General features: G+C 70.2%; 29 protein-coding genes and 1 pseudogene. 14 read left to right on the top strand and 16 right to left on the bottom strand.

What is annotated here, in order from left to right:
• Positions 1 to 18 precede the first annotated feature (18 nt).
• Entirely contained in the window at positions 19 to 273 is a 255-nt protein-coding gene (locus tag ACH5AF_RS33455; RefSeq protein WP_251022982.1) for an SCO4848 family membrane protein, read from the top strand.
• 12 nt (positions 274 to 285) lie between these two features.
• Positions 286 to 1,884 (top strand): metallophosphoesterase, encoded by a 1,599-nt coding sequence (locus ACH5AF_RS33450; protein ID WP_398907061.1) that lies wholly within the window; start codon positions 286 to 288, stop codon positions 1,882 to 1,884.
• 20 nt (positions 1,885 to 1,904) lie between these two features.
• On the opposite strand, the gene ACH5AF_RS33445 is transcribed toward ACH5AF_RS33450, so the two are convergent.
• Genes ACH5AF_RS33445 through ACH5AF_RS33435 form a run of 3 tightly spaced genes read right to left on the bottom strand, consistent with a single transcriptional unit; the run spans position 1,905 to position 3,562 of the window.
• Positions 1,905 to 2,639, bottom strand: a complete 735-nt coding sequence (locus tag ACH5AF_RS33445; protein WP_398907060.1) for a TetR/AcrR family transcriptional regulator — start codon at positions 2,637 to 2,639, stop codon at positions 1,905 to 1,907.
• An 11-nt stretch (positions 2,640 to 2,650) separates the two neighbouring features.
• The gene (locus ACH5AF_RS33440) at positions 2,651 to 3,112 is read right to left on the bottom strand and encodes a thiol-disulfide oxidoreductase DCC family protein (RefSeq protein WP_398907058.1); all 462 of its coding nucleotides are present in this window, start codon (positions 3,110 to 3,112) and stop codon (positions 2,651 to 2,653) included.
• 6 nt (positions 3,113 to 3,118) lie between these two features.
• The gene (locus ACH5AF_RS33435; protein ID WP_398907057.1) at positions 3,119 to 3,562 is read right to left on the bottom strand and encodes a hypothetical protein; all 444 of its coding nucleotides are present in this window, start codon (positions 3,560 to 3,562) and stop codon (positions 3,119 to 3,121) included.
• A 146-nt stretch (positions 3,563 to 3,708) separates the two neighbouring features.
• On the opposite strand from ACH5AF_RS33435, the gene ACH5AF_RS33430 reads away from it, so the two are divergent.
• On the top strand, positions 3,709 to 3,912 hold the full coding sequence (locus tag ACH5AF_RS33430) for an alpha/beta fold hydrolase (protein ID WP_398907055.1): 204 nt from the start codon (positions 3,709 to 3,711) through the stop codon (positions 3,910 to 3,912).
• Between the two features lie 103 nt (positions 3,913 to 4,015).
• Positions 4,016 to 4,450: a hypothetical protein gene (locus ACH5AF_RS33425; protein WP_398907053.1), complete on the top strand. Its 435-nt coding sequence runs from the start codon at positions 4,016 to 4,018 to the stop codon at positions 4,448 to 4,450.
• A 22-nt stretch (positions 4,451 to 4,472) separates the two neighbouring features.
• Here the strand turns inward: ACH5AF_RS33425 and ACH5AF_RS33420 are convergent, their stop codons facing one another.
• The 6 genes from ACH5AF_RS33420 to ACH5AF_RS33395 all read right to left on the bottom strand — a co-directional run bounded on the left by ACH5AF_RS33420 (position 4,473) and on the right by ACH5AF_RS33395 (position 9,509).
• A complete protein-coding gene (locus tag ACH5AF_RS33420) occupies positions 4,473 to 5,021 on the bottom strand; it encodes a hypothetical protein (RefSeq protein ID WP_398907129.1) in 549 nt (182 codons plus the stop codon).
• A gap of 157 nt (positions 5,022 to 5,178) precedes the next feature.
• Positions 5,179 to 5,937: a succinate dehydrogenase iron-sulfur subunit gene (locus ACH5AF_RS33415; protein ID WP_398907051.1), complete on the bottom strand. Its 759-nt coding sequence runs from the start codon at positions 5,935 to 5,937 to the stop codon at positions 5,179 to 5,181.
• Positions 5,937 to 7,691 carry a succinate dehydrogenase flavoprotein subunit gene (sdhA, locus tag ACH5AF_RS33410; protein ID WP_398907049.1) on the bottom strand — a complete coding sequence of 585 codons (1,755 nt, stop codon included), beginning with the start codon at positions 7,689 to 7,691 and terminating at the stop codon, positions 5,937 to 5,939. The genes ACH5AF_RS33415 and sdhA overlap by 1 nt, the downstream gene beginning before the upstream one ends.
• 24 nt (positions 7,692 to 7,715) lie before the next feature.
• A complete protein-coding gene (locus ACH5AF_RS33405) occupies positions 7,716 to 8,192 on the bottom strand; it encodes a succinate dehydrogenase hydrophobic membrane anchor subunit (RefSeq protein WP_398907048.1) in 477 nt (158 codons plus the stop codon).
• Between the two features lie 8 nt (positions 8,193 to 8,200).
• Positions 8,201 to 8,581, bottom strand: coding sequence for a succinate dehydrogenase, cytochrome b556 subunit (gene sdhC / locus ACH5AF_RS33400; RefSeq protein WP_398907046.1), 381 nt, complete (start codon positions 8,579 to 8,581; stop codon positions 8,201 to 8,203).
• Between the two features lie 205 nt (positions 8,582 to 8,786).
• On the bottom strand, positions 8,787 to 9,509 hold the full coding sequence (locus ACH5AF_RS33395; RefSeq protein ID WP_398907044.1) for a 2-oxo-4-hydroxy-4-carboxy-5-ureidoimidazoline decarboxylase: 723 nt from the start codon (positions 9,507 to 9,509) through the stop codon (positions 8,787 to 8,789).
• A gap of 122 nt (positions 9,510 to 9,631) precedes the next feature.
• Between ACH5AF_RS33395 and ACH5AF_RS33390 the strand changes: the two genes are divergently transcribed.
• The 3 genes from ACH5AF_RS33390 to ACH5AF_RS33380 all read left to right on the top strand — a co-directional run bounded on the left by ACH5AF_RS33390 (position 9,632) and on the right by ACH5AF_RS33380 (position 12,334).
• Entirely contained in the window at positions 9,632 to 11,230 is a 1,599-nt protein-coding gene (locus ACH5AF_RS33390; RefSeq protein WP_398907042.1) for a glycoside hydrolase family 20 protein, read from the top strand.
• Between the two features lie 311 nt (positions 11,231 to 11,541).
• Positions 11,542 to 12,060, top strand: coding sequence for a hypothetical protein (locus ACH5AF_RS33385; protein WP_398907040.1), 519 nt, complete (start codon positions 11,542 to 11,544; stop codon positions 12,058 to 12,060).
• Positions 12,061 to 12,166: 106 nt separating this feature from the next.
• Entirely contained in the window at positions 12,167 to 12,334 is a 168-nt protein-coding gene (locus tag ACH5AF_RS33380) for a hypothetical protein (protein WP_398907038.1), read from the top strand.
• Between the two features lie 478 nt (positions 12,335 to 12,812).
• Here ACH5AF_RS33380 and ACH5AF_RS33375 read toward each other — a convergent pair whose 3' ends face one another.
• On the bottom strand, positions 12,813 to 13,727 hold the full coding sequence (locus ACH5AF_RS33375) for a hypothetical protein (protein ID WP_398907036.1): 915 nt from the start codon (positions 13,725 to 13,727) through the stop codon (positions 12,813 to 12,815).
• A 277-nt stretch (positions 13,728 to 14,004) separates the two neighbouring features.
• On the opposite strand from ACH5AF_RS33375, the gene ACH5AF_RS33370 reads away from it, so the two are divergent.
• Both ACH5AF_RS33370 and ACH5AF_RS33365 read left to right on the top strand, forming a co-directional pair.
• The gene (locus ACH5AF_RS33370) at positions 14,005 to 14,604 is read left to right on the top strand and encodes a hypothetical protein (RefSeq protein ID WP_398907034.1); all 600 of its coding nucleotides are present in this window, start codon (positions 14,005 to 14,007) and stop codon (positions 14,602 to 14,604) included.
• Positions 14,562 to 15,950 (top strand): SMI1/KNR4 family protein, encoded by a 1,389-nt coding sequence (locus ACH5AF_RS33365; RefSeq protein ID WP_398907032.1) that lies wholly within the window; start codon positions 14,562 to 14,564, stop codon positions 15,948 to 15,950. Before ACH5AF_RS33370 ends, ACH5AF_RS33365 begins: the two co-directional genes overlap by 43 nt.
• On the opposite strand, the gene ACH5AF_RS33360 is transcribed toward ACH5AF_RS33365, so the two are convergent.
• Positions 15,944 to 16,546 (bottom strand): SMI1/KNR4 family protein, encoded by a 603-nt coding sequence (locus ACH5AF_RS33360; RefSeq protein WP_398907030.1) that lies wholly within the window; start codon positions 16,544 to 16,546, stop codon positions 15,944 to 15,946. The genes ACH5AF_RS33365 and ACH5AF_RS33360 overlap by 7 nt on opposite strands.
• Before the next feature lie 120 nt (positions 16,547 to 16,666).
• Positions 16,667 to 17,320 (bottom strand): MerR family transcriptional regulator, encoded by a 654-nt coding sequence (locus ACH5AF_RS33355; protein WP_398907028.1) that lies wholly within the window; start codon positions 17,318 to 17,320, stop codon positions 16,667 to 16,669.
• Between the two features lie 203 nt (positions 17,321 to 17,523).
• Between ACH5AF_RS33355 and ACH5AF_RS33350 the strand changes: the two genes are divergently transcribed.
• The 3 genes from ACH5AF_RS33350 to ACH5AF_RS33340 are packed head-to-tail and all read left to right on the top strand — an operon-like array spanning position 17,524 to position 19,361.
• Positions 17,524 to 18,459, top strand: coding sequence for a hypothetical protein (locus tag ACH5AF_RS33350; RefSeq protein WP_398907026.1), 936 nt, complete (start codon positions 17,524 to 17,526; stop codon positions 18,457 to 18,459).
• The gene (locus ACH5AF_RS33345; protein WP_398907025.1) at positions 18,456 to 18,920 is read left to right on the top strand and encodes an ABA4-like family protein; all 465 of its coding nucleotides are present in this window, start codon (positions 18,456 to 18,458) and stop codon (positions 18,918 to 18,920) included. Before ACH5AF_RS33350 ends, ACH5AF_RS33345 begins: the two co-directional genes overlap by 4 nt.
• A 24-nt stretch (positions 18,921 to 18,944) precedes the next feature.
• The gene (locus ACH5AF_RS33340) at positions 18,945 to 19,361 is read left to right on the top strand and encodes an SMI1/KNR4 family protein (protein ID WP_398907023.1); all 417 of its coding nucleotides are present in this window, start codon (positions 18,945 to 18,947) and stop codon (positions 19,359 to 19,361) included.
• An 11-nt stretch (positions 19,362 to 19,372) separates the two neighbouring features.
• On the opposite strand, the gene ACH5AF_RS33335 is transcribed toward ACH5AF_RS33340, so the two are convergent.
• On the bottom strand, positions 19,373 to 19,669 hold the full coding sequence (locus tag ACH5AF_RS33335) for a DUF397 domain-containing protein (RefSeq protein WP_398907021.1): 297 nt from the start codon (positions 19,667 to 19,669) through the stop codon (positions 19,373 to 19,375).
• Complete coding sequence (locus ACH5AF_RS33330; protein WP_398907019.1) at positions 19,650 to 20,504, bottom strand: helix-turn-helix domain-containing protein; 855 nt, start codon at positions 20,502 to 20,504, stop codon at positions 19,650 to 19,652. The genes ACH5AF_RS33335 and ACH5AF_RS33330 overlap by 20 nt, the downstream gene beginning before the upstream one ends.
• 175 nt (positions 20,505 to 20,679) lie before the next feature.
• On the opposite strand from ACH5AF_RS33330, the gene ACH5AF_RS33325 reads away from it, so the two are divergent.
• Together ACH5AF_RS33325 and ACH5AF_RS33320 are read left to right on the top strand one after the other, a co-directional pair.
• Positions 20,680 to 20,883, top strand: coding sequence for a hypothetical protein (locus tag ACH5AF_RS33325; protein WP_398907017.1), 204 nt, complete (start codon positions 20,680 to 20,682; stop codon positions 20,881 to 20,883).
• A pseudogene (locus ACH5AF_RS33320) lies at positions 20,883 to 21,167 on the top strand (ATP-binding protein); the annotation flags it as partial. The gene ACH5AF_RS33325 and the pseudogene ACH5AF_RS33320, both read left to right, overlap by 1 nt.
• Before the next feature lie 84 nt (positions 21,168 to 21,251).
• Here the strand turns inward: ACH5AF_RS33320 and ACH5AF_RS33315 are convergent.
• Positions 21,252 to 21,830 carry a hypothetical protein gene (locus ACH5AF_RS33315; RefSeq protein WP_398907016.1) on the bottom strand — a complete coding sequence of 193 codons (579 nt, stop codon included), beginning with the start codon at positions 21,828 to 21,830 and terminating at the stop codon, positions 21,252 to 21,254.
• Between the two features lie 343 nt (positions 21,831 to 22,173).
• A complete protein-coding gene (locus ACH5AF_RS33310) occupies positions 22,174 to 24,294 on the bottom strand; it encodes a hypothetical protein (RefSeq protein WP_398907014.1) in 2,121 nt (706 codons plus the stop codon).
• Positions 24,295 to 24,382 lie beyond the last annotated feature (88 nt).

Below are 24,382 nucleotides of genomic sequence, written 5' to 3'. Positions count from 1 at the left end.
GCCCGTGATACTTGACTCATGAAGCTCAGCCGCCCCGTGTCCTGGTTCCTGCTCGCGTTCGGGGTATGGAGCTGGTTCATCTGGATCACTTTCGTCAAAAACCTGTGGCAGGACGCCAGCGGGCTCGCCTTCGACGACGCGGGCGAGCCGACCGGGTACTTCTGGGTCCATCTGCTGCTCGCCATCACGTCCTTTGTCCTGGGGACGGCCATCGGCATCATCGGGTTGCGCGGTCTGCGGGCATTGCGCCGTGAGCGCGCGCACAAGGGGTAGGGGAACGCGTTCATGGTGGCTGTCGTCGTGCTCGTGATCATTCTGACCGTCGCGCTGCTGACGACGGCGCATTGGTACGTGTGGCGCCGCCTGGTGCGTGACACGACCGCGCCCGGCGGGACCGCCCGCCGGGTGGGCACGGCGCTGCTGTGGGTGCTGCCGCTGCTGTCGGTCGGTGCGCTGACGTCCGGCCGCGCGGGCGCGCCGTTCGTGGTCCAGCAGGTGCTGGCCTGGCCGGGCTTCCTCTGGCTCGCCGTGCTGCTGTACCTGGTGCTCGCCCTGGTGGCGGGTGAGGCGCTGCGCCCTGTGCTGCGCCGGGTTGTGGACCGCCGCGCCGCGATTGCCTCCGTCGGCGGGCCCGTTGCACCGGTCTCCGGTGGTGCGTCCGCTGCGCCGGCCTCCAGTGGAGTGTCGTCCGTTGCACCGGCCTCTGTCAGCGGGTCGGCCGCGACGGGGAGCGCCGGCTCGCCGGGCGCGGCAGAGACCGCCGCGCCCACGGTCGCCTCCGGCGACGGGGCCCTGGTGCCCGAGACGGCCGACCCCGCGGCGTCCGGCGGCGCTCGGGCCGCTGCTCCTGCGGAGCAGGCGAGCCTGCCCGGCGACGGGGCCGTGGCGACGAAGACCGTGGTCTCGCCGGACATCGGCGGCGCTCATGCCGAGGGTGCCCGTACGGACGCCCCCGTCTCCGGCGGCGGGTCGGCCGCGACGGGGAGCGCCGACTCGCCGGGAGCGGCAGAGGCCGCGGACGACCATGCGGCCGGGGTCGACGCGCACCGCGCGGCGCTCTCCCGCCGGGTGTTCGTCGCCCGGGTCGTGGGCGGCGCAGCCGCCACCGCCGCGCTCGGGACGGTCGGGTACGGCACGTACGGCGTCCTCCGCGGCCCCCGCGTCAAGCGCGTCACCGTGCCGCTCGCCAAGCTCCCGCGCGCCGCCCACGGCTACCGCATCGCCGTCGTCAGCGACATCCACCTCGGGCCGATCCTCGGGCGCGCCCACACCCGGCGCATCGTCGACTCGATCAACGCCACCCAGCCCGACCTCGTCGCCGTCGTCGGCGACCTCGTCGACGGCAGCGTCGCCGATCTCGGGTCCGCGGCCGAGCCGCTGGCCGGGCTGCGCTCCCGCCACGGCGCGTTCTTCGTGACCGGCAACCACGAGTACTTCTCCGGTGCCGACGAGTGGGTCGACCACGTCCGCGAGCTGGGCCTGCGGCCGCTGCGCAACGAACGCGTCGAGATCGCGGGCGGTTTCGACCTCGCCGGCGTCGACGACGTTGCCGGTGAGGACGAGGGCCAGGGCCCGGACTTCGTACGGGCCCTCGGCGACCGTGACCGTTCCCGCGCCGCCGTGCTCCTCGCTCACCAGCCCGTCGTCATCCACGACGCCGTCGAGCAGGGCGTGGACCTCCAGTTGTCCGGTCACACCCACGGCGGCCAGCTCTGGCCCGGCAACTTCGTGGCCGAGCTGGCCAATCCGACCGTGGCGGGCCTGGAACGGTACGGCGACACGCAGTTGTACGTCAGCCGCGGCGCGGGCGCGTGGGGTCCGCCGGTGCGGGTGGGGGCCGCGTCCGACATCACCGTCGTACAGCTCGCGTCGCGCCGGGCGTAGGCGCCGCCCGCAGGCCGGTGTCAGGCCGGGCGTCCGGCCTTCTTGCGGGCGGCCACGGTCTCCGCCATACCGGGCAGGAAGTCGGTGAACAGCTCGTGCACCTCGCGGACCAGCGGGCGCAGCACCCGGAAACGGGCGAGCGCCACGCCCCGGGCGGTCAGCCGGGCGCCGCGTTCGGCGAGGCGCCTGCTGCGTTCGCTGTTCTCCGAGCGGTCGAAGACCCAGTACAGGACCAGACCCATCTGGGAGAGCCACATCAGCTCCGGGAGGATCTCCCGCAGTTCCTCGGCCACCTTCGACTTCGACCCGGCAAGTACCTCCCGGTGGACGTCGATGGCGGCCTCGCGGGCGTGTTCCGACTCGGGGGAGAAGGGGCTGAGCGGGCTCTCCGGGTCGGCCGCGTTCTTGAAGAACTGGGCCGCGAACTCGTGGTACGGCGCGGCGATGTCCAGCCAGGCGGTGAGCACGCCGGCCATACGTGCCTCCAGGTCGGTCTCCTTGTCCAGCACGGGCCGGACCGCCGCCTGGTGCTCGGCGGCGATCCGGTCGTAGAAGCCCTGGACGAGGTGTTCCTTGGAGCCGAAGTAGTAGTACGCGTTCCCTACCGAGACACCGGCCTCCTTGGCGATGGCCCGCATCGTCGTCTTGTCATAACCGCGCTCCTGGAAGAGCCGGAGCGCGGTCTCGAGGATGAGCGTGCGGGTCTGCTCGCTCTTGGGGGCCTTCGCTTCGGTAGGGGGGTTCGCTTCAGTCACGGTGCCCGAGCCTAGTCGGGTACCGAACACCGGTCGTCGCAGGGAGCGACCTCCGCCGGCCCCGCGACGACGGGCGCTCCGGCCGGCCCCGCGACGACGGCAGCTTCCGCCGCCCTCGCCCCGGTCGCCTCGCGGTACTTGGCCGCGGCGAGCATCGTGACCCGTACGAACGGGGCGCCGGCCGGAGTGGCGAGCCAGTGGGCCTTCGGCCGGTGCTCGGCCAGTGCCCATAGGCAGACGATCCACGCGGCCTGGCCCGAATAGATCTGGCCCCGGTCGCCGATGACGGTGATCTCGCGTCTGGTCCGCGCGTGATCGAGTTGCGGGTATCTGCGCCGTGCCTCCGCGGAACCCGCGGGCACCAGGTGCAGCGGCACGAGCTGCGACTGTCGCAGCAGCCAGCTCCGCAGGTGCACGCACAGGGAGCAGTCGGCGTCGTAGAGGACCGTCAGAGCCCGGACGGCGGGGCTCATCGGGGGTCACGCTCCGGTGGGACGGGTGGCGGGTGCCGCCCACGGGCCCACGGGCGCCTGCGGTGTCCAGCCCTGGGGTCCGACCGGCGGGGTCTGCTCGCGCTCCATCACCCGACGGCGGCGGATCTTGTTGAGCACGTAGACGTTGCCGAGGTGCATGATGCCGAGGACGAGCAGGACGACTCCGATCTTGACCGACAGGGCCTCGAAGAGACCGCGCGTCTCGGTGATCTGGTCGGCGGACTTGAGGTAGAGCGCGATGAAGCCGAGGTTCACGAGGTAGAAGCCGACCACCAGGAGGTGGTTCACGGCGTCCGCGAGTTTCTCGTCCCCCTTGAGCACGTCGGCGAGGAAGATCCGGCCGTTCTTGCTGAGTGTGCGCGCGACCCAGGCGGTGAGCCCGACGCTGATCAGCAGGTAGACGACGTACGCGACAACAGTGAGGTCCATGCCCCACCCTCCCTTGAACATGTTCAAAAGCTGATGGGTATGACTGTAGACCCGCCTTTGAACATGTTCAAGTCACGGTTCTCCCCCGGCGTGGGCGGGCGGGAAAGGTGAGCGCACGCAGTGGGCCGGGCCCTGACCTCGTCCGGATGACGCTCTCTTACGACGCGGGGCAGCCTTCACCGGCCGTCGTCCTGCTCCACCCGTCCGTGTGCGACCCCCGGATGTGGGACGCCCACTTCCAGGCGCTCTCGGCCGCCGGGCACCGCGTGGTGCGCTGCGACCTCCGTGGCTACGGCGCCACACCGGTGGCCGACCTCCCGTCACCGACGCCGGTGACGTCCTGGAACTGATGGACGCCCTCGGCATCGAACGAGCGCGGCCCTGGTCGGTTTCTCCCCGCTGGGGGAGCTTCCGTCCGGCCTGAATGTCAGTGGCCGGTCCTAGAGTTCGGACATGGCAACTGTGACCTTCGTCGGCGGGACGGCGTCTGGGGCGGGCGGCCACGCCCCGGGACCTGGAGCTGTGGCGTATCTGCCGTCGCCGTGGGAGAGCCAGGACCGGATCGACTCCGTGGGGCGTCTCGCCGCTGAAGGCGACCCCGGTGCGCTGGTGGCCCACCTGCTCTACGCGAACGGCTGCGAGGGGTACGGCGCGGTGTCGCGGTTGCGTGCCATGCCCGAGGCGCGGCGCAGGGCGTTCGCCGACGCCCTCGTCGAGGCCGCGCCCTCGTCGAACGACCGCCCGTCAAGGCCGTCGTCGCCGGTGCCCGCGGTCCTGGCCCTGGCCCGCATGGAGGGCGGCGCCGGGCACGCGGAACTGTCCCGGCTCGCCGACCGTGTCTCCCACACGGTGACGCTGAGACGGATTCGGCGTGCCCTCGCGCCATGAGGGGGCGGTCAGCCGCCCGGTGCTACATGCTGCTCAGCGAGCGCGCGTAGTTGATCTGCCCCATCACCTGCTGGAACGTCTCGGGGCCGCGGGCCGGGATCATCGTCGAGTGGTGCTTGCCACCGCTGGTCACCGAGACCTGGATGAAGCCGGTCGTCTGCTTCTCCTTCATCAGGAGGAAGAGCAGGCCCAGCAGGCAGAAGATGAAGAAGACGATGGCGAGCACGATCGCGTGCGTCGGGATCTTCTCCTCCGTACGCGACATGTCCGTCGCGTTCCACACCGCGCCGCGCAGCGGCATCGTCCCCGCGGGCGTCACGATGGAATCGCCCATGACGGTGATGTCACCGATCGACACCAGCGGCGCGCCCCCCGTCGCGGCGGGCACGCCGCCCGTGACCGGCACCGGCACACCGGCGGGCTGCGTCTGGGCGTAGGGAGGGGTCGGATCCTGGGGATAGCCGTAGCCCGGCGCCGCGTTCGGGTAGCCGTACGCCGGCGTTCCCGGCGGCTGGGTCGGCCCCCACTGGTACTCCGGCTCCCCGTCCCTGTACGGATTGGGCTCGGTCATTTCGTCCCCGCTTTCCTGCTGCGTCACGTCAGACGTCCCACGATCCTGCCAGGTCCGCCCCCGGTCGGTGAAGCCCGTACGGCGATACGGGCAGGGCCCCGACTCCACGGCCGGGAGTCGAGGCCCTTGACACCACGTCACATGATGGACAGTGGTGTCAGAAGCGGCGCGTGATCAGCGCGCGCTTGACTTCCTGGATCGCCTTGGTGACCTCGATACCACGAGGGCAGGCGTCCGTGCAGTTGAACGTGGTGCGGCAACGCCACACACCGTCCTTGTCGTTGAGGATCTCCAGGCGCTGCTCGCCCGCCTCGTCACGCGAATCGAAGATGAAGCGGTGCGCGTTGACGATCGCCGCCGGGCCGAAGTACTGGCCGTCGTTCCAGAACACCGGGCACGAGGACGTGCACGCGGCGCACAGGATGCACTTGGTGGTGTCGTCGAAGCGCTCGCGGTCCTCGGCGGACTGCAGCCGCTCACGCGTCGGCTCGTTCCCCTTGGTGACCAGGAACGGCATCACGTCGCGGTAGGCCTGGAAGAACGGCTCCATGTCCACGACCAGGTCCTTGAGGACCGTCAGGCCCTTTATGGCCTCGATCGTGATGGGCTTCTCCGGGTTGATGTCCTTGATCAGCGTCTTGCAGGCGAGCCTGTTCTTGCCGTTGATCCGCATCGCGTCGGAGCCGCAGATGCCGTGCGCGCAGGAGCGGCGGAAGGTGAGCGAGCCGTCGACGTCCCACTTGATCTTGTGGAGGGCGTCGAGGACGCGCTCCTTGGGGTCGATCTCGATCTGGAAGTCCTCCCAGACCGCGTGCTCCGACACCTCGGGGTTGAAGCGGCGGATCCGGAAGGTGGCGGTGATGTACGGGGAGTCGGCGAAGCCGGCTTCCCGCTTCTCCAGGGTCGGGGTAGCCATCAGTACTTACGCTCCATCGGCTGGTAGCGGGTCTGGACAACCGGCTTGTAGTCGAGACGGACGGTCTCGGAGCCGTCGTCGCCCACCTCGCGGTACGCCATGGTGTGGCGCATGAAGTTGACGTCGTCGCGGTTGGGGAAGTCCTCGCGGTAGTGACCGCCGCGGGATTCCTTGCGCGCCAGGGCCGAGACGGCCATGACCTCGGCCAGGTCGAGCAGGTTGCCCAGCTCGATGGCCTCCAGCAGGTCCGTGTTGAACCGCTTGCCCTTGTCCTGGACGGACACGTTCAGGTAGCGCTCGCGCAGCTCGGCGATCTTCTCGACCGCCGTCTTGATCGTCTGCTCGGTGCGGAACACCATCACGTTGGCGTCCATCGTCTCCTGCAGCTCACGGCGCAGCACCGAGACCCGCTCGGTGCCGGTGGAGTTGCGCAGCCGCTCGACCTGCTCCTGGACGAAGGAGGCGGGGTCCTCGGGCAGCTCGACGTAGTCGGCCTTCGCCGAGTACTCGGCGGCGGCGATCCCGGCCCGCTTGCCGAAGACGTTGATGTCCAGGAGTGAGTTGGTGCCGAGGCGGTTGGCGCCGTGCACGGAGACACAGGCGACCTCGCCGGCGGCGTACAGGCCGGGGACGACGGTGGTGTTGTCGGCCAGGACCTCACCCTCGACGTTGGTCGGGATGCCGCCCATGGCGTAGTGCGCGGTCGGCTGGATCGGGATCGGGTCCGTGTAGGGCTCGATGCCGAGGTAGGTCCGCGCGAACTCCGTGATGTCCGGAAGCTTGGCGTCCAGCTGCTCCGGCGGCAGGTGGGTCAGGTCCAGGTAGACGTGGTCGCCCTCGGGGCCGCAGCCGCGGCCTTCGCGGATCTCCGTGTAGATGGAGCGCGAGACGACATCACGGCTCGCGAGGTCCTTCATGACGGGCGCGTACTTCTCCATGAAGCGCTCGCCGTCCTTGTTGCGGAGGATGCCGCCCTCACCACGGGCGCCCTCCGTCAGCAGGATGCCCATGCGCCAGATGCCCGTCGGGTGGAACTGGAAGAACTCCATGTCCTCCAGCGGCAGCCCGCGGCGGTAGCAGGCGGCCTGGCCGTCACCGGTCAGGGTGTGCGCGTTGGAGGTCACCTTGAAGAACTTGCCGGTGCCGCCGGACGCGTAGATCACGGCCTTCGCCTGGAAGACGTGGATCTCGCCGGTGGCCAGCTCGTAGGCGACCACACCGGCGGACGTCCGGACGCCGTCGACCTCGGTGATCAGCTGGTCGAGGACGTAGAACTCGTTGAAGAACTCCACACCCTCCTTGACGCAGTTCTGGTACAGCGTCTGGAGGATCATGTGGCCGGTGCGGTCCGCGGCGTAGCAGGAGCGGCGGACCGGCGCCTCGCCGTGGTTGCGGGAGTGGCCGCCGAAGCGGCGCTGGTCGATGGTGCCGTTCGGGGTGCGGTTGAACGGCAGGCCCATCTTCTCCAGGTCGAGGACGGCGTCGATGGCCTCCTTCGCCAGGATCTCGGCGGCGTCCTGGTCGACCAGGTAGTCACCGCCCTTGACCGTGTCGAAGGTGTGCCACTCCCAGTTGTCCTCCTCCACGTTGGCGAGCGCGGCGGCCATGCCGCCCTGCGCGGCGCCCGTGTGGGAGCGGGTCGGGTAGAGCTTCGTCAGCACGGCGGTGCGGCTGCGCTTCGTCGCCTCGATGGCGGCGCGCATGCCGGCGCCACCGGCGCCGACGATGACGGTGTCGTACTTGTGGATCTTCATGAGTGGATTACCTCAGCCCCGTGCCTAGCGGATGTTCGGGTCGAAGGTGAAGATCACCAGCGTGCCCAGAAGGATGGTGAACACCGTGGCGGTGTACAGCAGGCCCTTGAGCCACAGACGCGTGTTCGCGCGCTCCGCGTAGTCATTGATGACGGTACGGAGGCCGTTGGCGCCGTGGAGCATGGCAAGCCACAGCATCAGCAGGTCCCAGGTCTGCCAGAACGGGGACGCCCAGCGGCCGGCCACGAAGGCGAAGCCGATCTTGGAGACGCCGCCGTCGAGCACCAGCTGGATCAGCAGGTGGCCGATGACCAGGACGACGAGGACGACGCCCGAGAGGCGCATGAAGAGCCATGCGGCCATCTCGAAGTTGCCCCGGGTCGCCTTCGGGGTCTTCTTGGTGCGCTTGCGCGGGGCCTCGATGTACGGGGCCGGGTTGTCGACATCGTAGACGCGGCCGCCCTCGACCTCGCCGATCGCGGAAGAAACCTCAGTGGACATCTCTCGCCTCAGCTCCCGAACAGTTCACGAGCGGCGTGGCCGAGCACCGGGTAGAGCGCTCCGGCCATCAGGACAATCCAGACGGCCATCACGGACCAGAACATCTGCTTCTGGTAGCGCGGGCCCTTGGACCAGAAGTCCACGGCGATGACACGCAGGCCGTTGAGCGCGTGGAAGAGAATCGCGGCGACGAGGCCGTATTCGAGAAGCGCGACGATCGGCGTCTTGTAGGTGGCGACGACCTCGTCGTACGCCTCGGGGGAGACGCGGACGAGCGCGGTGTCCAGCACGTGTACGAACAGGAAGAAGAAGATGAGGACGCCGGTGACTCGGTGAGCCACCCAGGACCACATTCCTTCCCGGCCGCGGTACAGCGTTCCAGCCGGCACGGAAGAACCCTCCGGGAGCGGGGATTGGGGCCTGCCGGCTTGGGGTGTCGGTCTGGCCCGGCCGGGTACGGTCCACCGGCCCCGGCCATCGTAGCGACGTGTTGTCGGTTCGTTCGCTCGGGGTCCACAGGTGTGATCAAACAGGCAGCCAAAAAGCCCGGACGGGCTAGGCGCGGCGCATTTCCGCCACATCTGTGACGTCGGATCACGACCGGTAGGCCAGGGATCGCGCCACTCGGGAGCGGGCGAGGGCGCGCAGTTCGCCGGCGGAAACCGACCGTTCTTCGTCAGGTTCGTGGGACAGTCGGCTTCGGATACCGCCGAGTAGTTGATCGAGATGTTCGTTCGGGCCGTACCGGTCGAGGCAGATGACGAACGCATGTCCGAATCGGCTCTCGTAGGCCGCGTGCGCGGCCGCCAGTGCGGTGTGCGCTGCCTGGGGCGCGTCGTGGTGCAGCCCGGCGGAGGACTCGCGGACCAGTGCTTCGTGCACGTCGGCGGGGGTGAGGTCGTATCCGGCCTCGTCGCAGGCGGCGAGGAGCGCCTCCAGGTCCGGGTAGGGGCGGTGGGCGACGACCCGGCGGGCCCAGCGGAGACTGCCGCAGCAGTCGAGCAGAATCGCCTCGGCAGCCTCGGCCGGTGCGCTGTTGAAGTGCGCGAGGCCGCGCGGCGTGGCGCGCTGGGGCGATATGGGCGAGGGAGCGAGGGCGCCCAGGGCGCGGCTCGGAGTGTTGCCGGGGGTGTGGCTCCGGTGCCGGCTCCGGGCGTGGTGGAGTGTCGGCGGCCGTTCAGGGGTGCCGGCGTGGGACTCGCTGGACAGCGTCGGACTCCTCGAGAAGCCAGCGGGACGGCTGGGAAGAGGGGGAAGGGTGGGTCGCCACGCTATCGATGTGTGGCGAGAGCTGTCCGGCCGATGCGCGAATTTCACCCGAACGGGAGAGTTTGGACTCATGTGATGGACGCCGGGGGTGGACGCTGAGAGTGGATGCATAGGGGTGCTTCATCCAGGTTTCACCGCTTCCGGGAGGTTTGCGCATCATGGGTCGCTCGATGGGTCGTTCTCGAAAGACGCACGTCGCCGGGGTGGTGGCCGCCGTGGTCGCCGTCCTGTCGGTGACCGCGACCAGCTGCTCCGAGGACCGGCCGGCCGCATCCGGTGGGGCCCCCGACCGGGCCGCGCCCACCTCCCCTTCCCCCACACCCTCACCCAGCCCCACGCGCAGCTACGCCCTGTCGAAACCGCCCGCCACGATCCCCTCCATACGTGACCACCAGGCCGCCCGCGGCCCCGGCTGGAGCCGTACCGCGAACAGCGCCGTCGTCGTGGCCAAGGGCAACGAGGAGCTGGCGGACGAGGGCCGGCTGATAGCCCAGGAGCTCAGGCTCGGCTTCCGGGGGACGAACGCGGCCCGCCCCGGCGACGTGGAGCTGGCGCTCGCGGGGAGCGGCCCCGCCGAGTCGTACACCCTGACCACCAGCGGCGGACGGGTCCGCATCACCGGTCCCGACCAGGCCGGCGTCTTCTACGGGACCCGCACGCTCAAACAGGCCGTGCGCTCCGGCGGTGCGATGCCCGAAGGTGTCGTACGGGACCGGCCCGACCGCCCCCAGCGCGGGCTGAACGTCGACATAGCCCGCAAGCACTTCACACCTGGGTGGATCGAGGACCGGCTGCGCGAGATGGCCGACCTCAAGCTGAACCAGCTCGGACTGCACTTCTCCGACGACCAGGCCTTCCGTATCGAGTCCGACTCGCACCCGGAGATCGTCTCCCAGCCGCACATGACCAAGGACGAGGTCCGCCGCATCCTGGCGCTCGCCGCTCGGCTGCACATCACGGTCGTCGGCGAGATCGACTCTCCGGGACACCTGGGGGCCGTGCTGCGCGCTTATCCGCAGCTGCGGTTGCGCAACGTCCAGGGCGTGCCGCGGCAGGGCGCGATCGACATCTCGAAGCCCGAGTCGGCGAAGATCATCGACGATCTGCTGCGCGAGTACACCGACCTGTTCGGCGGGGCCTGGTTCCATGTGGGCGCCGACGAGTACCAGGCGCTGACCGTGAGCGACCCGGCCGCCTCGTACCCGCAGCTGGCGACGGCCGCGCGGCAGAAGTACGGCGCCGGCGCCGGCGTCCAGGACCTGGCCGAGGGCTGGCTGAACGACCGCGCGGCCGTGGTGCGTGCCCAGAAGAAGCAGCCCAAGGCATGGAACGACGGCTTCTTCGCCGGGGGAGTGGTCACCGCCGACAAGAGCATCGAGGTCGAGTACTGGACGGGCAGGGAGATCGGGGCCCGCCCGCCGGTCGAGTACCTGGCCGAGGGCCGCAAGCTCGTGAACCTCAACGACGAGTACCTCTACTACGTGCTCGGCCAGCCCAACCAGTTCACGTACCCGACGGGCCGCCGCATCTACGAGGAGTGGACGCCACTGGTGCTGCGCGGCACCGAGCCGGTGCCGCAGCGGTACTCGTCGCAGATACTGGGCGGCCGTTTCGCGGTCTGGTGCGACCTCGCCAACGCCCAGACCCAGGACCAGGTCGCGTCGGGCATCCGCCGCCCGCTCCAGGCGACGGCACAGAAACTGTGGGACCCGCGGCAGCCGTCGCGGAACTGGCAGACCTTCGAGTCGCTGGCGCAGAAGCTGGGCTGACCGCGCCCGACTCGCTGGACGGCGGCCGTCGCGGGGACATATGCAGCACACCAAGGCCCTGCAGCAGTCGAGGGGGACGGCCGCGGTGTGAGTCCGCCCGGGGGTGTGCGGGCTCACACCGCGGGTCCGCGAGACCGGGCCAACTGCCGTGCGGGCGGGCCGCGTTCCCTGTGGAGGGAAAGTAACAGAGGCGTGGCGCAATCGCGTGCGAACAGACCGAGCAGACGGTAACGTTCTGGCCACGGAGTGACGTTATCGAGCCAGCGGGCGCAGTAAGAGGAGTGACTTCGTCCGCGAGGGGAGGCGTCCCAATGACGTCGAATAGCCTGACGGAACTGATCGCCGAGGCGGATGAGCGCGCTCTCGCCGCGAGCGGGCTCGCCTGTCTGGACCGTTGCCTGCCGCTGCTCACCGACGAGTCGGATGCGCTCCGCCCCCTCTGGTCGGGCATCGCCGCGGGCGAGGACGGCTGGACCGAACGGCTCGCCGACGCGAGGGCCGCGCTCGACGCCGTCCCCTCGGCGGACCAGGCGGCCGCGCCCGTACGGCGCATGATCGGCGCGGCGCCCTCGGAATGGGTGGCCGGGCACCTCGCCGAGTGGGCGACGGCCTGCTCCACCCTGGCCCTCGAGGTCCACCAGGACCTCGACCCGTCGGACGGCGAAGGCGGTCCCCTCGTCGCGGGGGAGCGGCGGCGTCAGATCCAGATCCTGGAGATCCTCACCGCCACCGAGGGCGGCACCGGTCTGCGCCGCGCCATGGACCTGTCCACCGAGGGCCGGCGGGTGCTGCGCGCGGCGCTCTCCCGCAGGGCGCGCGCCCGGCCATAGGTCGAGACCCGTCCAGGCCGGCCGCCGGCCTCCCGGGGGCAAGGGCGGCACCGAGCACATCACCGCCACGGCACCCGCGGCTCCGGTCGGCGCCACCGAGGTGACCATGGACGAGCTGATGGGGGGCTCCTTCGGCGGGGTGGCACCGGACGAGGCGTTCGGGGACGAGGACGTCCCGGGGCCGGACGTCGAGGAGGGGGGCTTCCCCGGGGGCGACTTGGGGGACGAGGGCTTCCCTGGGGAGGACTTCGAGGAGGAGGCCGCGGCGCGATGACGCCCCGGACGGCGGCCGGCCGGACGGCACGGTGAGCCGCAGCCGATATGCCGGGCGTCGTCGGCGATGACGCCGGACGTCGTCCCGGGCGGGGTGTGCTGTGCGTTGCCCCACCGGGGTGCGGTCCCGGACGTCTGCCGCGACCGCACCCCGATGAGCGGCAGGCCCCCTCCCTCGGTTCCATGCCTGCCGTCCCTCTGCCCCGCCGCCGCACATTGCCCATTGCGGAGCCCGGAAATCCGGCGCGCGCAATCCCCTGGCACCCATGGGCATCCCGGTCCGCAGAAGCGAATCGAGGGCGCGGGCGGGCCACGTGGAGTCGGGCCGCGGTTATACCTCATGGGATGACGCGCACGCGAGTGACGGGAAGAAAGGGACGAACTGACAATGAGCTCGTTCAGTGTTGCCGTTCCACATGAGCGCGGCGATGCGTCAGCGGCGGGGCGGGCCCGGCCTCACGCCGGGCCCGCGTCGGGGGTCAGGACTTGAGAAGAGTGACCTCGGCGGTGTTGTCGCCGGCGTCGACGGTCACCGGGTAGTCGCGGTCAGCCGCCTTGCCGAAGCCTCGCACTGTGGCGACGCCGGGCTGGAAGGCGGTGCCGGGCTCCATGCTGGCGAGGGAGACGGTCCACGGGACGGGGGCCCCGGGGGTGCAGGCGACGGTCTGCTCCTCGTACCGGCCGACCGGCGTCTCACGCTTCTGGGTCTGCGAGACGATGCCGGCGAGGGTGATCTGCGCCGGCTTGTTGCAGGTCACCGTGCCGCCGACGGTGACCTGGCCCGTCTTGGTGTCGATCTCGCCCGTGGTGTCGAGGTTCAGGCCGATGGCCAGCTCCGCCGGCGGCTCGGCGGTGCGGGCGTGGACCTCGCCGCGCAGGGGCACGGTGGAGCCGTTGCAGTACTGCTCGAAGGTGGCGTCGAGTTCGCGTATGTAGCCGTAGGGGCCGTAGGCGACATGGGAGATGGTGAAGGAACCGGTGCTGGTGGAGCACCAGCGGTCGGTCTCTCCGAACGCCAGCTTCGGATCCTCCGGCTGGGCGTAGGGCCATCGCGAGGCCCCGGTGAAGGTGGCGCCGTCGGTCAGCTTCTGGCCCTCGGGAGCTTCCAGGTGGAGGGACCAGCGCTTGCCCTCCGCCGTGACGACTGTGACGCCCACCGCGCTCTCGGTGGTGGGTCCCGAGACGTCGAACATCTCGACCGCCCCAGCCGTGTACTGGTGGGACTGCCCGTCGGAGACGAACTCGCCCGGCTCGCCGCTGAAGCTGAGCGATCCCGTCACCGCTTCGTGGGCCTGCGCGGGGCCCGTCAGCGGGGCCGCCACCGCCACAGTCGCGGCGGTCGTGAGAACGGCCGCCGTACGGGCCAGGATGCGTCCCAGCGCGCTGCTTCTCATCAAGCTTCTCCTCCAAAGGGAGCGGTCCGGTCCTGGTGGACCGGGATGTGTTCGCACATACGTCACTGAATGTCAGGTACAGGTCAAACTGGACCCAGGGGGGCGGCCGTCAATCTCCTCAGTGATCACCGGGAAGGTAACAGCCCCCACTGACAGCCCCGAACTCAGCGCGCAGCTGGACGCTTTGGGTCGTCGGACTTCCCGGCACGGGCCGGAGTGTCAGTGGTCTTCCCTAAGGTGGTGCCGGTCTCACAGATCGGGCGGGAGGGGCGGCGCTATGGGTGCCAGTGGTTGGGAGTACGTCACTCCGTACGAAGGCAGTGCCGAGGCGTCGTTGGCGGCCCTGCACGCGCAGGTCTTCCAGGAGTTCTACGGCGACGACGACACGTACCGGAGCCTTGAGGACCTGTGGGCGGACGAGGAATTCATGGGTGAGGAAGGGACCCACTCGATCCTCGACATCCAGCGCGTCGTCCACTCGAGCGCCGCCCCGTCGCCGCGCGACGTCGAGGACTACGGGACGCTGCGTCCGCTGGCGCACGACCGCATCGTGCACCACTTCGGCACCGACCGGCCGACGCCCGGCCGCTTCGAGGAGGTGCTTGCCCAGGCGTATGCGGCCAACAGAATCCCGCCCGCCTCCGAGGAGACCGTGCTCGACGAGTGCGCATGCGGTGGACCGGCGTGTACGTCCTCCTGTACACCGGCGACGAGCCGACCCACCTGGGCATCTTCGGATACTCGGGCGACTGAGCCGCCCCAGCGTCGGCCGGGTCGGCGGCTTTGCCCGATACTCACTTCCCTTGCGATCAACGGAACGACCGGAGGCCACCGTTGCCCTCGATACATGACTTCGCGACCTGGGAGCCGCTGCTGAGACTCCTGAGGGCCTCCAACGCGGAGCGCCTCGCCGCCCCGGGCGGATATGTGACGGGGCGGATCGGCCGGGGCGGTTGGAGCGTGCCCCTGCGGCGGCCACATCCACGTCCTGGACGGGCGGCCCAGGCCGAGGACATGGAGGACGAGTTCGCCGCGGTGAATCGGGTGCGGAGCGCGCTCGTGGACAACGGCGTCGACAGCATCTCCTTCGTGGCGGAGATCTCCCCGGCCGGAAAGGCCGTGCTCCACCTGCTCGAATCCAGCCCGGCCGTGGAACCCGGCCTCGGCGGTCCGCACCCGGGGGCGCTGATCCTCGTCGAGGACGCCGTCCCCGAGCCTTGGCGCCGCGTTCCCGATCCTGTGCCCGGGGCAGTGCCGGCCCCATCGGTGGACTTGGCACTCCTGGAGCGCACGCTTCGCGAGCGACTTCCCGGCGCCGTCGGCGCCACCGAGGCGGAGATCGCCGCGGTGGAAGCGCGTCTGGGCATCGCATTGCCCGACGAACTCAGGGTGCTGTACCGGGTGGTGCGGGCACGGTGGGAGGACTGGGGCGACGACTACAAGGCGGCGGAACGCATCTCCAGGGCGGTCGGCTGCGAACTCTTCGCCCTGGAGGAGCTGTACGTCGCCGATGCGGCGTCCCGTCCGTGCCCGTGGGGGTTCGCGGCGGCATCGGCGGTCGTCACCCCGCCCGACGCCGCGGTGCAGGGTCTGGTCGGCTCACCGGGTTGGATCGTCTTCGGTGACAGCGGCGGCGGCGACCGGATCGCGGTCGACCTGACACCGGGCCCGGGCGGACACTCCGGGCAGATCATCGTGCTCGACCACGAGCAGTACATCGGCGCCGAGCTGCTCGCCGACTCCCTCACCGACCTGGTGACGGACCGGCGCAGGGAGGAGCAAGGGAGCCGTCGCCGGGACGAGCCGCCGGTCGTGGCCTGGGTGAACATTCGAAGCCTGGACAGTGTGCAGGCGGCCGCCGACCCCGCGCTGGAGGTCCTGCGCGTCGGCGCATGGGACGGCGAGCCGCTCAGCCTCGCTCCCGTCGTCGGGCTGCCCCGTCTGCGAACCCTCACCGCTTACCCGGGCACACTCGCCGACCCGCTGGAGATCGCCGAGCTGACCGGACTGGAGTTCCTGGAACTCGGGCCGGACGAGTGGCGCGTCCTTCTCGACGCCGGAGCCGTGCCGCGCAGCCTGTCGGCTGCCGCCATCGTGGTGCACGGCGATCGTCACCCGTTCCCGATCGTGGCCATCGCCAACGAACTCCTCGCCCTGTGGGGCCGCCCCCAGATCCCTCGGACCGTCCTCGAAGGCCACCTCGGACCGCCGCGTAGTCAGTGACCCGACCTGCGTTCCCTGCCGCCTGCTCCGCAGGGGGTCGCTTCGGGGGCGACCGGCGGCAGCGCCCAGGGCTCCAGCGTCCCGTCGCAGTACTCGGCGAGGAACTGAAGCGCGCCGCCGCTGTAGTGCCACCACCCTCCGCTACGGGAAGCGATCGTGACGATCCAGTCCTGCGGGGTGTCTTCGGTGGTGCTCCACAGAAACTTGTCGCTCTCGTCCGACTCCGCCCGTGGCAGCAGACCGCCAGGTGCGGGATGGGATCGCAGACCGATGTGGGGTTCCAGCCAGGCGTCGGCAAGGACGTCGAGGCTGTCGCGGATACCGCGAAGGGTGTCGTGTTCCTTGCCCGGCTCGGGAAGAGCGATGAGAAGGAAACCTCCGACGGCGAAGGGTGGGTACCACTCCGCGAGGTACTGGTAATCGCAGGGAAGCGCGGTGCCCAAGCTCCCCTCGAGGACGGCCCAGTCGATCGCAGCGGGCTCTGGCCGGCGGAGGTCGGCCAGTCCGGGAACAGCGCGCTCCAGCGCCGCAAGAGCCTTTTCCGGGTCGGTGATGCGGCACTTGGGAGTCTGTGTGGCGATCAGGTCGTCCTTCATTGACAGAAGCCTGCCAGACCCGCCCTACGTCCCCGGCGGAGCCGGCGAACGCGCCAGGCCGAACTGCCGGCCCGGAAAGGGGACCACAACGGCTCAAACCGGCAGGCCCTCGCGGTCGGCTCAGGTCGTTTTCCGCTCCGGGGGCCCATCCGTGCCGTACAGCTTCGCCGAGGCGTCCACTTGGGCCAGCCTGCGCAGCGCGCTGAAGACCGCCTCACCCAGTACGGTTCCGATCACCACACTCTCCACCATGTCCTCGACCGCCACCCGCCGGTCCACGTACGCGAGGTCGGCGCGAGCGACCTGCTCGGCGGCGTCGGCGTAGTCGTCGAGCACCTCCACGAACGCCCCGTGCCCCAGGCGGGTCATGGCGGCAAGGGCCTTTGACAGGTCGGCCGCGGCGGGGTTCGACTCGTGCGTCCGCCAGCCACGCCGGGAGATGAGGTCGGCGACGAAGGCATGCGCGGCCGCCGACTCGGCGTCGTCGTGCTCGATGTCTGCGGTGCCGAGGCGGTCCGCGGCGGCGCCGAGCACTTTGTGCAGCGGACGCGCCGGATCGTCGATGGCCGCCAGTACGTCCGCAATTTCGGCCACCTTCATGCCGCCCACATCGAGCAGGGCGCGGATGAGTTGCAGTCGACGCTCGTGCGCTTCCCCGTAGGTCGCCTGATTGGGGCTGGTCAGCTCTCCCGGAGGCAGCAGCCCTTCACGGACGTAGTACTTGATCGTCGGCACCGGCACGCCGGTCCTTCGGCTCAACTCTCCAATGCGCACGGCCGGTTCACCCCTTGCCCTTCGCCCTGTTCGCCGCGCCGGCCCTTGCCGGCTTCGCGCCCATCATAGATAGTGGCGCTATCAGATAGCGGACAGTGCCGCTATCCATAAGTGGAGGGGCTATGTCTTCATCGATTCCGTCCTCGTGGCCTACGTCCTCGTGGCGGCCTTCGGCTCCATGGCGGTCATGGCATCGACCGCTGATGCTGTTCTCGGCGGCGATGGTGGCGATGGCGGTCCTGTCCGCCGTGGGACTCGTCGTCGACGACCGCGTTCTGGTGGGCGCGCCGATCTGGTTCAAGCCGTTCAAGTTCTCGGTCTCCTTCGTGGCGTACTGCCTCTCCCTGGCCTGGATGCTGTCGCTTCTCCCCCGCGGCCGACGCGTGGGCTGGTGGGCGGGGACGGTCGTCGCGCTGGCGAGCCTCGTCGAGATGGTCATCATCACGGCGCAGGCGATGCGCGGGAAGCGCAGCCACTTCAACTACGAAACGCCCTTCGACGAGGCCCTGTTCAACGCGATGGCCGTCACGGTCGTCATCCTGTGGCTCGGCACGCTCGCCGTCGCCGTACTGCTGCTCCGCAACCGAATCGCCGACCGCGCGTCCGCCTGGGCGATGCGCTCCGGCATCGTCCTGGCGCTGGCCGGAGCTGCCGTCGGATTCCTGATGACGCAGCCCGCGCCGGGGCAGCGGCGCGGCGTCTCCAAAGTGGTCGGTGCGCACAGCGTGGGGGTGCCGGACGGCGGTCCCTCGATGCCGCTGACCGGTTGGTCGATGGCCGGCGGTGATCTGCGGATCCCGCATTTCGTCGGCATACACGCGCTGCAACTCCTGCCCCTGCTGGTCATGGTGCTGACCGCCCTGGCACCGCGCTTCACCCGCCTCACCGACGAACGGGTGCGCCTGCGCCTGGTGTTGCTCGCCTCGGGGGTGTATGCCGCCGGATTCGCTCTGGTCCTCTGGCAGGCGCTGCGGGGCCGGCCGCTGATTCACCCGGACGGTGCGACGCTGGGCGCGGCGGGCCTGATCCTGGTGGCCGCCGTTCTCGGGACGTTCGCATCCCTGCGGGCTCCGACTCGCTCTCCAGGCGAGACAACTGACGCTGAGGGTGCCTGCGCCTCGAAGGAGCCCGTGTCATGACCGGATTCCTCTTTGAGCTCTCCTTCTGGCTGGCCGCACCCGTCTGGCTGCTCATGATCTTCGCCCCCGCGTGGGGCCCGACCACCCGTATCGCCGGGTCACCGCTGACCGTGGTGCCCGTACTGCTCGTCTATCTCGCACTCGTGGTCCCTGTGTTCCCCCAACTCTGGACCGCGGTCAGTAACCCGGACATCGATTCCTTCCGCGACCTGACGGCACTCGCGGACGGTGCGGGAGCCATCTGGGCGCAGGTCATCGCCTGGGATCTCCTCATCGGGCAGTGGATGTACCGGGAGGCCAGACGGCTTGGGATCTCCGCCCTGTTGATGGGGCCACTGCTGATCTTCACGATCCTGCTGTCGCCCTTCGGACTGCTGGTGTTCCTCGGACTGCGCGCGGCGAGGTCCCGGCGTTCGATCCACGACGACCTCACGGCTTCCGCGCCTGGGGGAGCGGCGTAGGCCGGGTGGGGAGAGCTCGGGATCGTGTTTCCCGACGACTTCCGTGAGTTCTGCGACGCGTACGGGCCGGTCCGGATCAACAATCAGGTGCACACGACTCATCCGGGTGCGGCGCAAGGAAATCTCGGACGGCTGATCAGGTCGGACATCGAGGCCTGGGCACACGCACCGGAGGACATGGTGACCCAGCCGGTGGGTACGGGCCCGGGGGAGCTGTTCCCCTGGGGGTCGGCCGCATCGGGGGAGACCATGTTCGTCCGGGCCCCCAAGGACGCGTCCGAGGCGTGGTCGGTCTTCGTCCACGAGAGCGACGAAGGGGAGTTCCTGGAGTACGCCAAGTCGTTCGGCGACTGGATGCTGGCGTATGTGAGGGGCGAGGACGTGGGCGTCTGCTCGCGCGGCTTCGCTCCCGAAGGCCCCTTCTTCCAGCCCATCGACTGACCACCCTGGGCTTACGCAGCCCCGACGGCCCCGTCCTTCAAGGCGCTGACGAACGACGACCAGGCCGGGGCCGTGAGCGTGAGGACCGGGCCGCTCGGGACCTTGGAGTCGCGGACGGGGACGACACCGGTGTGCGCGTCGCACACCTCGACGCAGTTTCCGCCGTCGCCATTGCTGTATGTGCTCTTGCGCCAGGTGGCCGCGCCCGTGAACGCCTCCGCGACTTCGACGCAGTCCCCGCCGGTGCCGTTGCTGTAGGTGCTCTTGCGCCAGACGGCGGTGCTCAAGTCAATCCCGTTGCTTGCCATGTCGGTCATCCTCAGCCGCTTCCTCGATCAGGGCGAGGGACGCCTCCGGTGGCAGTGCGGCGGCCCTGAGCCGATCGTATGCCTTGCGGTACTGCTTCACGAGGGCCGGATCGTCGATGGTGTCCCCGCTGTACTGCGCCTCCGTGTAGACCAGTGGCGGGGCGTCGGGGAAGGTCATGACCATCGCCGTGCCCAGCATCAGGGGGTGCGGCCCGCAGTTCCACGGAAGGATCTGGGGAACGATCCTGCGGCGACGTGCCAGCGCCGCGATGCGTTCCAGCTGCTCGGCCGTCTGCTCAGGCGGCAGGATCGGCTGGCGCAGGAGGGACTCGGGCAGGATCGCCCAGTACTCCGGGGTCCTGTGGCTGTCCTCGAAGAGACGGGCCCGCGCCATCCGGGCGCTGACCTTCTCCTCCACCTCCTCGTCGGGGGCCAGCGGGTGCGCCGACCGCACCACCGCCCGCGCGTAGGCATCGGTCTGGAGCAGGCCAGGGATCAGGGTCGGGCACCACTCCTCGATGGTCTCCGCGTGCTTCTCCGCCTCCAGCACCCGCTCGAAGTAGCTCGCGTGGCCCCGCCGTTTCGCTTTCCGCACGTCCTCGCAGCGGCGCTTGAAGAAGCCGTCCGTCCCGAGCACCTGGTCCACGTGCTCGGCCAGTTCCGCCGGCATGCGGCGCGTGCCGCGTTCGATCTCGCTGAGGTGGCTGGGGCCGTAGAAGCTGCCCTCGACCAGTTGCTGGAGGGTCAGGCCCGCCTCCTCCCGTTTCCAGCGCAACTCGCTGCCGTAGAAGGTCGGGACGCTCGCCGAGCCGTCGATGTCCTTGCGCTGCCCCATCGTCCACCGTCCCTGGTGCCGTTTACCGCCCGGTGCCCGGCTTTCCCCGGCGCGTACCAACATCTCCCACGAATTGGTGCAGTTCAGAGCCGGGAGCCTGAACACTTTTCAAGCTACGCGCCTCGTGGGCAGTGTGTGAGTGATTCGTCACAGAGCGCACTGGAAGGTGTGACCCATGCACGACCACCCCGACGCCCAGACCTGTGCCGAGGAGCTGCGAGCCGCCCTCGCCGCACACGGCATCACGCTGCCGTCCCTCGGCGTCGACCTGCCGACCTTCGCCGCCCGGTACCCGAACCGGCCGCTCATCGCGCTCGGCAACTGCAACCTGCCGACCGCCCGCGCGCTGGTCGCCGCCCTCCGCAAGGGAGCCGCGTGATGCGACGACCCCTGACGCTGGAGCTGCTCGCCACCCCGCAGGCCGCTGCCGAAGTGCGCAGCGCCCTGCGGGCGTACATGGGCGGTCCCTGCGCCGATCTCCAGCTCTGCGCGAGCGAGTTACTGACGAACGTCGTCCGGCATCTTGGCGAGGGCGTACCCGTGACCGTTCGGGTGGGCCGCGAGCAGGGCCGTACGCGACTGGAGGTCACCGACCCCGACCCGCGTGCCCTGCCCGTCCTGTGCGAAGCCACCGCCGACGACGAGACCGGCCGGGGTCTGGCGCTGCTCGACGCGCTGACCCTGCGGTGGGGTGTGGAACAGGGGTCCGGCAGCAAGACCGTGTGGTGCGAGCTGGCGACCTGGCAGTCAGAAGGCCGGCGCGGCCGAAACCCGGGCCAGTCGGGCGGGCGGCAGGGCGAAGCGGTTGGCAGGGTTCCGGTAAGAGTACGGGCCATCGTTGATCCGGACCCCGTCCCCCGTCGTGGTCCAGGTCGCGGTGCCGGGGGCACCCTGGCCGTCGAGGAGCGCGGCGGCGAGCGCTTCGGGGTCCTCGACACCGATCAGGGCCCGTAGGGCGGAGGTCGGGCGCTCGGCGGCGTCGTCGGGTACGTCGTCGTCGCCCAACGCGGGCAGCAGGAGCAGAAGTCGGGCCTCCGGGTCGGTGGTGGAGCCGCCCGGCAGGCCGTTGTCCGCGGCGGCCACCAGCTCGGGCCAGGACAGGGCAGGGCCCATGAAGTGCCCGTCGGCCACTGCGAGGCGTTCGGCCCGGTCCCAGTCGGGGTGGTGCACGAGACAGTCGATGCCCGGGTCGTCATCGAACGTGCGGTAGACGACGTGCAGGCGGTGACCGGCAGCCAGCGGGACGGTGAAGGCGGGCCAGTCCGCGCGCTCGTACAGCTCGCGGTAGAAGTCTCCGGCGGCGTCGAGGTCCGCGCCGAACAGCAACTCCTCGCCCTCCTCGTCATGTGCGCAGGGATAGAGGTGTCCGAGCCAGAACAGCCTCTCGTCGAGGAGTTCGGCGATGAGTGAGGGGGCCGCCGTCGTAACCGGGTATGGAGGTGGGGATCAGGTCTGCGCTCTTCGTCACGGGCCACATCATGACGCCACCCGGTTCCTGACGAACGTCAAGTAGCTCGTGGTGATCTCGGGGCTGATTCGTGGGGTGGTTGGCGACCGGCCGGTTGCCGGAGCGCTTCGCGACTCCTCCCGCGTCGGGGGGCGTTGGCACGGGAGTGCGCACTGGCCGTGCGGCCGGTCGCCCAGAGGGTGGACGACCAGCTCGGCTGGTTCAGTCGTGATGGGGCCGCCAGCGGTCCGACTCACGTACGGCGCCGCGTGCGGCGAACATCGCCATCACCGCGGACAGCGTGACGAGCGCGCCCACGACCAGGGCGAGCGTCGAGCCCGGAAGCTCGCCGCTGCGGGGCGGCGTCGTCAGCGGCAAGGTGATCCACACGCCGCCCACCACGCCCATCGCGGCCGCCACGCACAGCGGTGCCATCAGCGTCCAGGCGGCGACGGCCGCGTAGACCCTTCTGCTGCCCGCGAGCACGCTCACCGGGGCGATGGCACGGGTGAACCGCATGACCTCGGCGAGGTTGTTGAGCGTGGCGGCGAGGGCGACGAGCAGGACGCCGAGGGTTCCGAACAGGGGGATCCAGCGCAGCTGGTCCGAGAGGAGCTGCGCGCCGCCGATCCAGCTCTGGCCGAGCGGTTCGACGGTGACGGGCGGGCCGACCGTGGCGTAGGCGCTGCGTTTGAGGTCGTGCAGGGGCAGGTCCGATCCCTCCCGGTCGAACACCACGAGCTGTCCGGCTGCGACGACGGCCGAGCCCCGTTCAACGTCGATCCGGTCCACGCCCGCGTCGGACACCAGTCGGCGCAGTGCCGGGGCGCCATCGGCCGGGTCCATGGTGTAGCCGGTTCCCACTCGTTCGGGGCAAGCAAGTCCCAGTGCCGAAAGTGCCGGGCATTCGCCGCGCACCATGACGTCCGCACGCACCTCGACGCTCTCCCCCGGACCGATGGCTCCGTCCGGACGTTCGCCGCTCATCGAGGTGCCGTAGGCGACGGTTTGCGCGCCGGCAGGCAGCGCGCGCAGCCACGACTCGGTATGCGACGGTGGCGTTCCCTCAGGGACCTCGACCACCAGCATGCTCAGGCCGAGCTGGGCCCGTGCCTCGCGGGCTCCGCGGACGAAGGGGTCGTTGACGCTCGGATACACCTGCACCAGGCAGAGCAAGCCCACGGCCATCACAACGCCGGCCACGAGTCGGGTGAGATAACCGGGCCGGCCCTGGGTCCAGCGCCCTGCCAGGAGAGTGCCGGGGGCTCCACGTCGTCGGCCGATCGCGGTCACAGCCCGTCCGGCGGCCGAGATCAGGAGCGCGGCGACAGCGGGGAGGGTGGCGAGGGTGCCGACCGAGCCGGTCATGAGGACCAGGGTCAGCTCCGGGGTCGCGCCCGAGCCGGCAGCCGCTGCGGGGTACCAGCTGAGGATCAGCAGGAAGAGCGGGCACAGGCACGCCATTACCTTCACCGCGCGGGACCGGGGACGCCCTTGTGGACGTGTGCTCGGGCCCGGCGCGGCCGGCGGATGGAGCAGTACGACGGCGAGGGCGACGAGCATGGGTGCCACGAGTGCGGCACCGGCCAGCACAGAGGCATGTGCCCGGAGGTCGGAGGCGCCGAGCAGGTAACCCGTCCACGGCACACGGATGTCGGTGAGGACCGCGACCGCGGCCAGAGGCGCGATCAGTACGGCCCCGAGCAGAATCGGTACCGCCGCCTCACCGAGGCCGAGCAGCGAGACCTGCCACCGTGAACCGCCGAGCGCACCGATCAGCGCGACTCGCCGGTCGCGGCCGGCGGCACCCAGCCTGGCCGCCACCACGGTGAGCAGGCCGGCCGGGACGAGCAGCATGGCGATGACCATGCTGAGGAAGACGGTCAGGGATTTGACGGATGCCGCGTCGCCGAGCGCCCAGGGCGACGACATCCCGAACCCGTAGACGGCGTAGGCGCTGTCGCGCCCGAGCAAGCCCTCTGCGGGGCGGACATAGGCGAGCCGCTCTCCGGGGTCGGCCAGCCCTTCGGGGCCGATCACACCGACGTGTTTTCCGTACCGGTCCTCGATCCCCTCGTCCTTGCCGTCCGCGAGAAGAGCGGGCGACAGCAGCACCTCACCCGGTGCGGGCCAGCGGGACACTCCGGGAGGCAGCGGCGCATCGGCGACGAGCGGCTCGATGAAGATGACGGAGAACTGCCGGTCGTGCACATGGTCGCCGGTCTCCTTCCACAGCAGGGAAGGTGATGTCGTGCCGTTCTCCGCCGCGTGGAGCAGCGGGGACCGTGCGGCACCACGAGCCTCACGGGCCTCGTACGCCGCCCACGTGGCGGCCATGGTCACGAATGCCAGCGTGAGCGCCGCCGTGGCGCAGACAAGCGCGATGAAGCGGATACGGCCGTCCAGTGAACCCCGCCCCGCAGCGCGCCCC

Origin of the sequence: Streptomyces sp. NPDC018833, from assembly GCF_044390825.1 — a bacterium.
Taxonomy (GTDB): Bacteria; Actinomycetota; Actinomycetes; order Streptomycetales; family Streptomycetaceae; genus Streptomyces.
Note: the sequence above shows the minus strand (reverse complement) of the source record. Positions and strands in the feature narration are given on the sequence as shown.

Coding starts and splice junctions, on each gene's coding strand:
- ACH5AF_RS33420 (WP_398907129.1), bottom strand. CDS start 5,021: ATGACCGAGCCCAATCCGTACAGGGACGGGGAGCCGGAGTACCAGTGG.
- ACH5AF_RS33350 (WP_398907026.1), top strand. CDS start 17,524: ATGCTGTTCTCGGCGGCGATGGTGGCGATGGCGGTCCTGTCCGCCGTG.
- ACH5AF_RS33325 (WP_398907017.1), top strand. CDS start 20,680: ATGCACGACCACCCCGACGCCCAGACCTGTGCCGAGGAGCTGCGAGCC.
- ACH5AF_RS33435 (WP_398907057.1), bottom strand. CDS start 3,562: ATGGACCTCACTGTTGTCGCGTACGTCGTCTACCTGCTGATCAGCGTC.
- ACH5AF_RS33455 (WP_251022982.1), top strand. CDS start 19: ATGAAGCTCAGCCGCCCCGTGTCCTGGTTCCTGCTCGCGTTCGGGGTA.
- ACH5AF_RS33345 (WP_398907025.1), top strand. CDS start 18,456: ATGACCGGATTCCTCTTTGAGCTCTCCTTCTGGCTGGCCGCACCCGTC.
- ACH5AF_RS33415 (WP_398907051.1), bottom strand. CDS start 5,937: ATGGCTACCCCGACCCTGGAGAAGCGGGAAGCCGGCTTCGCCGACTCC.
- ACH5AF_RS33390 (WP_398907042.1), top strand. CDS start 9,632: ATGGGTCGTTCTCGAAAGACGCACGTCGCCGGGGTGGTGGCCGCCGTG.
- ACH5AF_RS33405 (WP_398907048.1), bottom strand. CDS start 8,192: ATGTCCACTGAGGTTTCTTCCGCGATCGGCGAGGTCGAGGGCGGCCGC.
- ACH5AF_RS33330 (WP_398907019.1), bottom strand. CDS start 20,504: ATGGGGCAGCGCAAGGACATCGACGGCTCGGCGAGCGTCCCGACCTTC.
- ACH5AF_RS33450 (WP_398907061.1), top strand. CDS start 286: ATGGTGGCTGTCGTCGTGCTCGTGATCATTCTGACCGTCGCGCTGCTG.
- ACH5AF_RS33425 (WP_398907053.1), top strand. CDS start 4,016: ATGGCAACTGTGACCTTCGTCGGCGGGACGGCGTCTGGGGCGGGCGGC.
- ACH5AF_RS33440 (WP_398907058.1), bottom strand. CDS start 3,112: ATGAGCCCCGCCGTCCGGGCTCTGACGGTCCTCTACGACGCCGACTGC.
- ACH5AF_RS33430 (WP_398907055.1), top strand. CDS start 3,709: ATGACGCTCTCTTACGACGCGGGGCAGCCTTCACCGGCCGTCGTCCTG.
- ACH5AF_RS33335 (WP_398907021.1), bottom strand. CDS start 19,669: ATGGCAAGCAACGGGATTGACTTGAGCACCGCCGTCTGGCGCAAGAGC.
- ACH5AF_RS33360 (WP_398907030.1), bottom strand. CDS start 16,546: ATGAAGGACGACCTGATCGCCACACAGACTCCCAAGTGCCGCATCACC.
- ACH5AF_RS33385 (WP_398907040.1), top strand. CDS start 11,542: ATGACGTCGAATAGCCTGACGGAACTGATCGCCGAGGCGGATGAGCGC.
- ACH5AF_RS33375 (WP_398907036.1), bottom strand. CDS start 13,727: ATGAGAAGCAGCGCGCTGGGACGCATCCTGGCCCGTACGGCGGCCGTT.
- ACH5AF_RS33380 (WP_398907038.1), top strand. CDS start 12,167: ATGGACGAGCTGATGGGGGGCTCCTTCGGCGGGGTGGCACCGGACGAG.
- ACH5AF_RS33370 (WP_398907034.1), top strand. CDS start 14,005: ATGGGTGCCAGTGGTTGGGAGTACGTCACTCCGTACGAAGGCAGTGCC.
- sdhA (WP_398907049.1), bottom strand. CDS start 7,691: ATGAAGATCCACAAGTACGACACCGTCATCGTCGGCGCCGGTGGCGCC.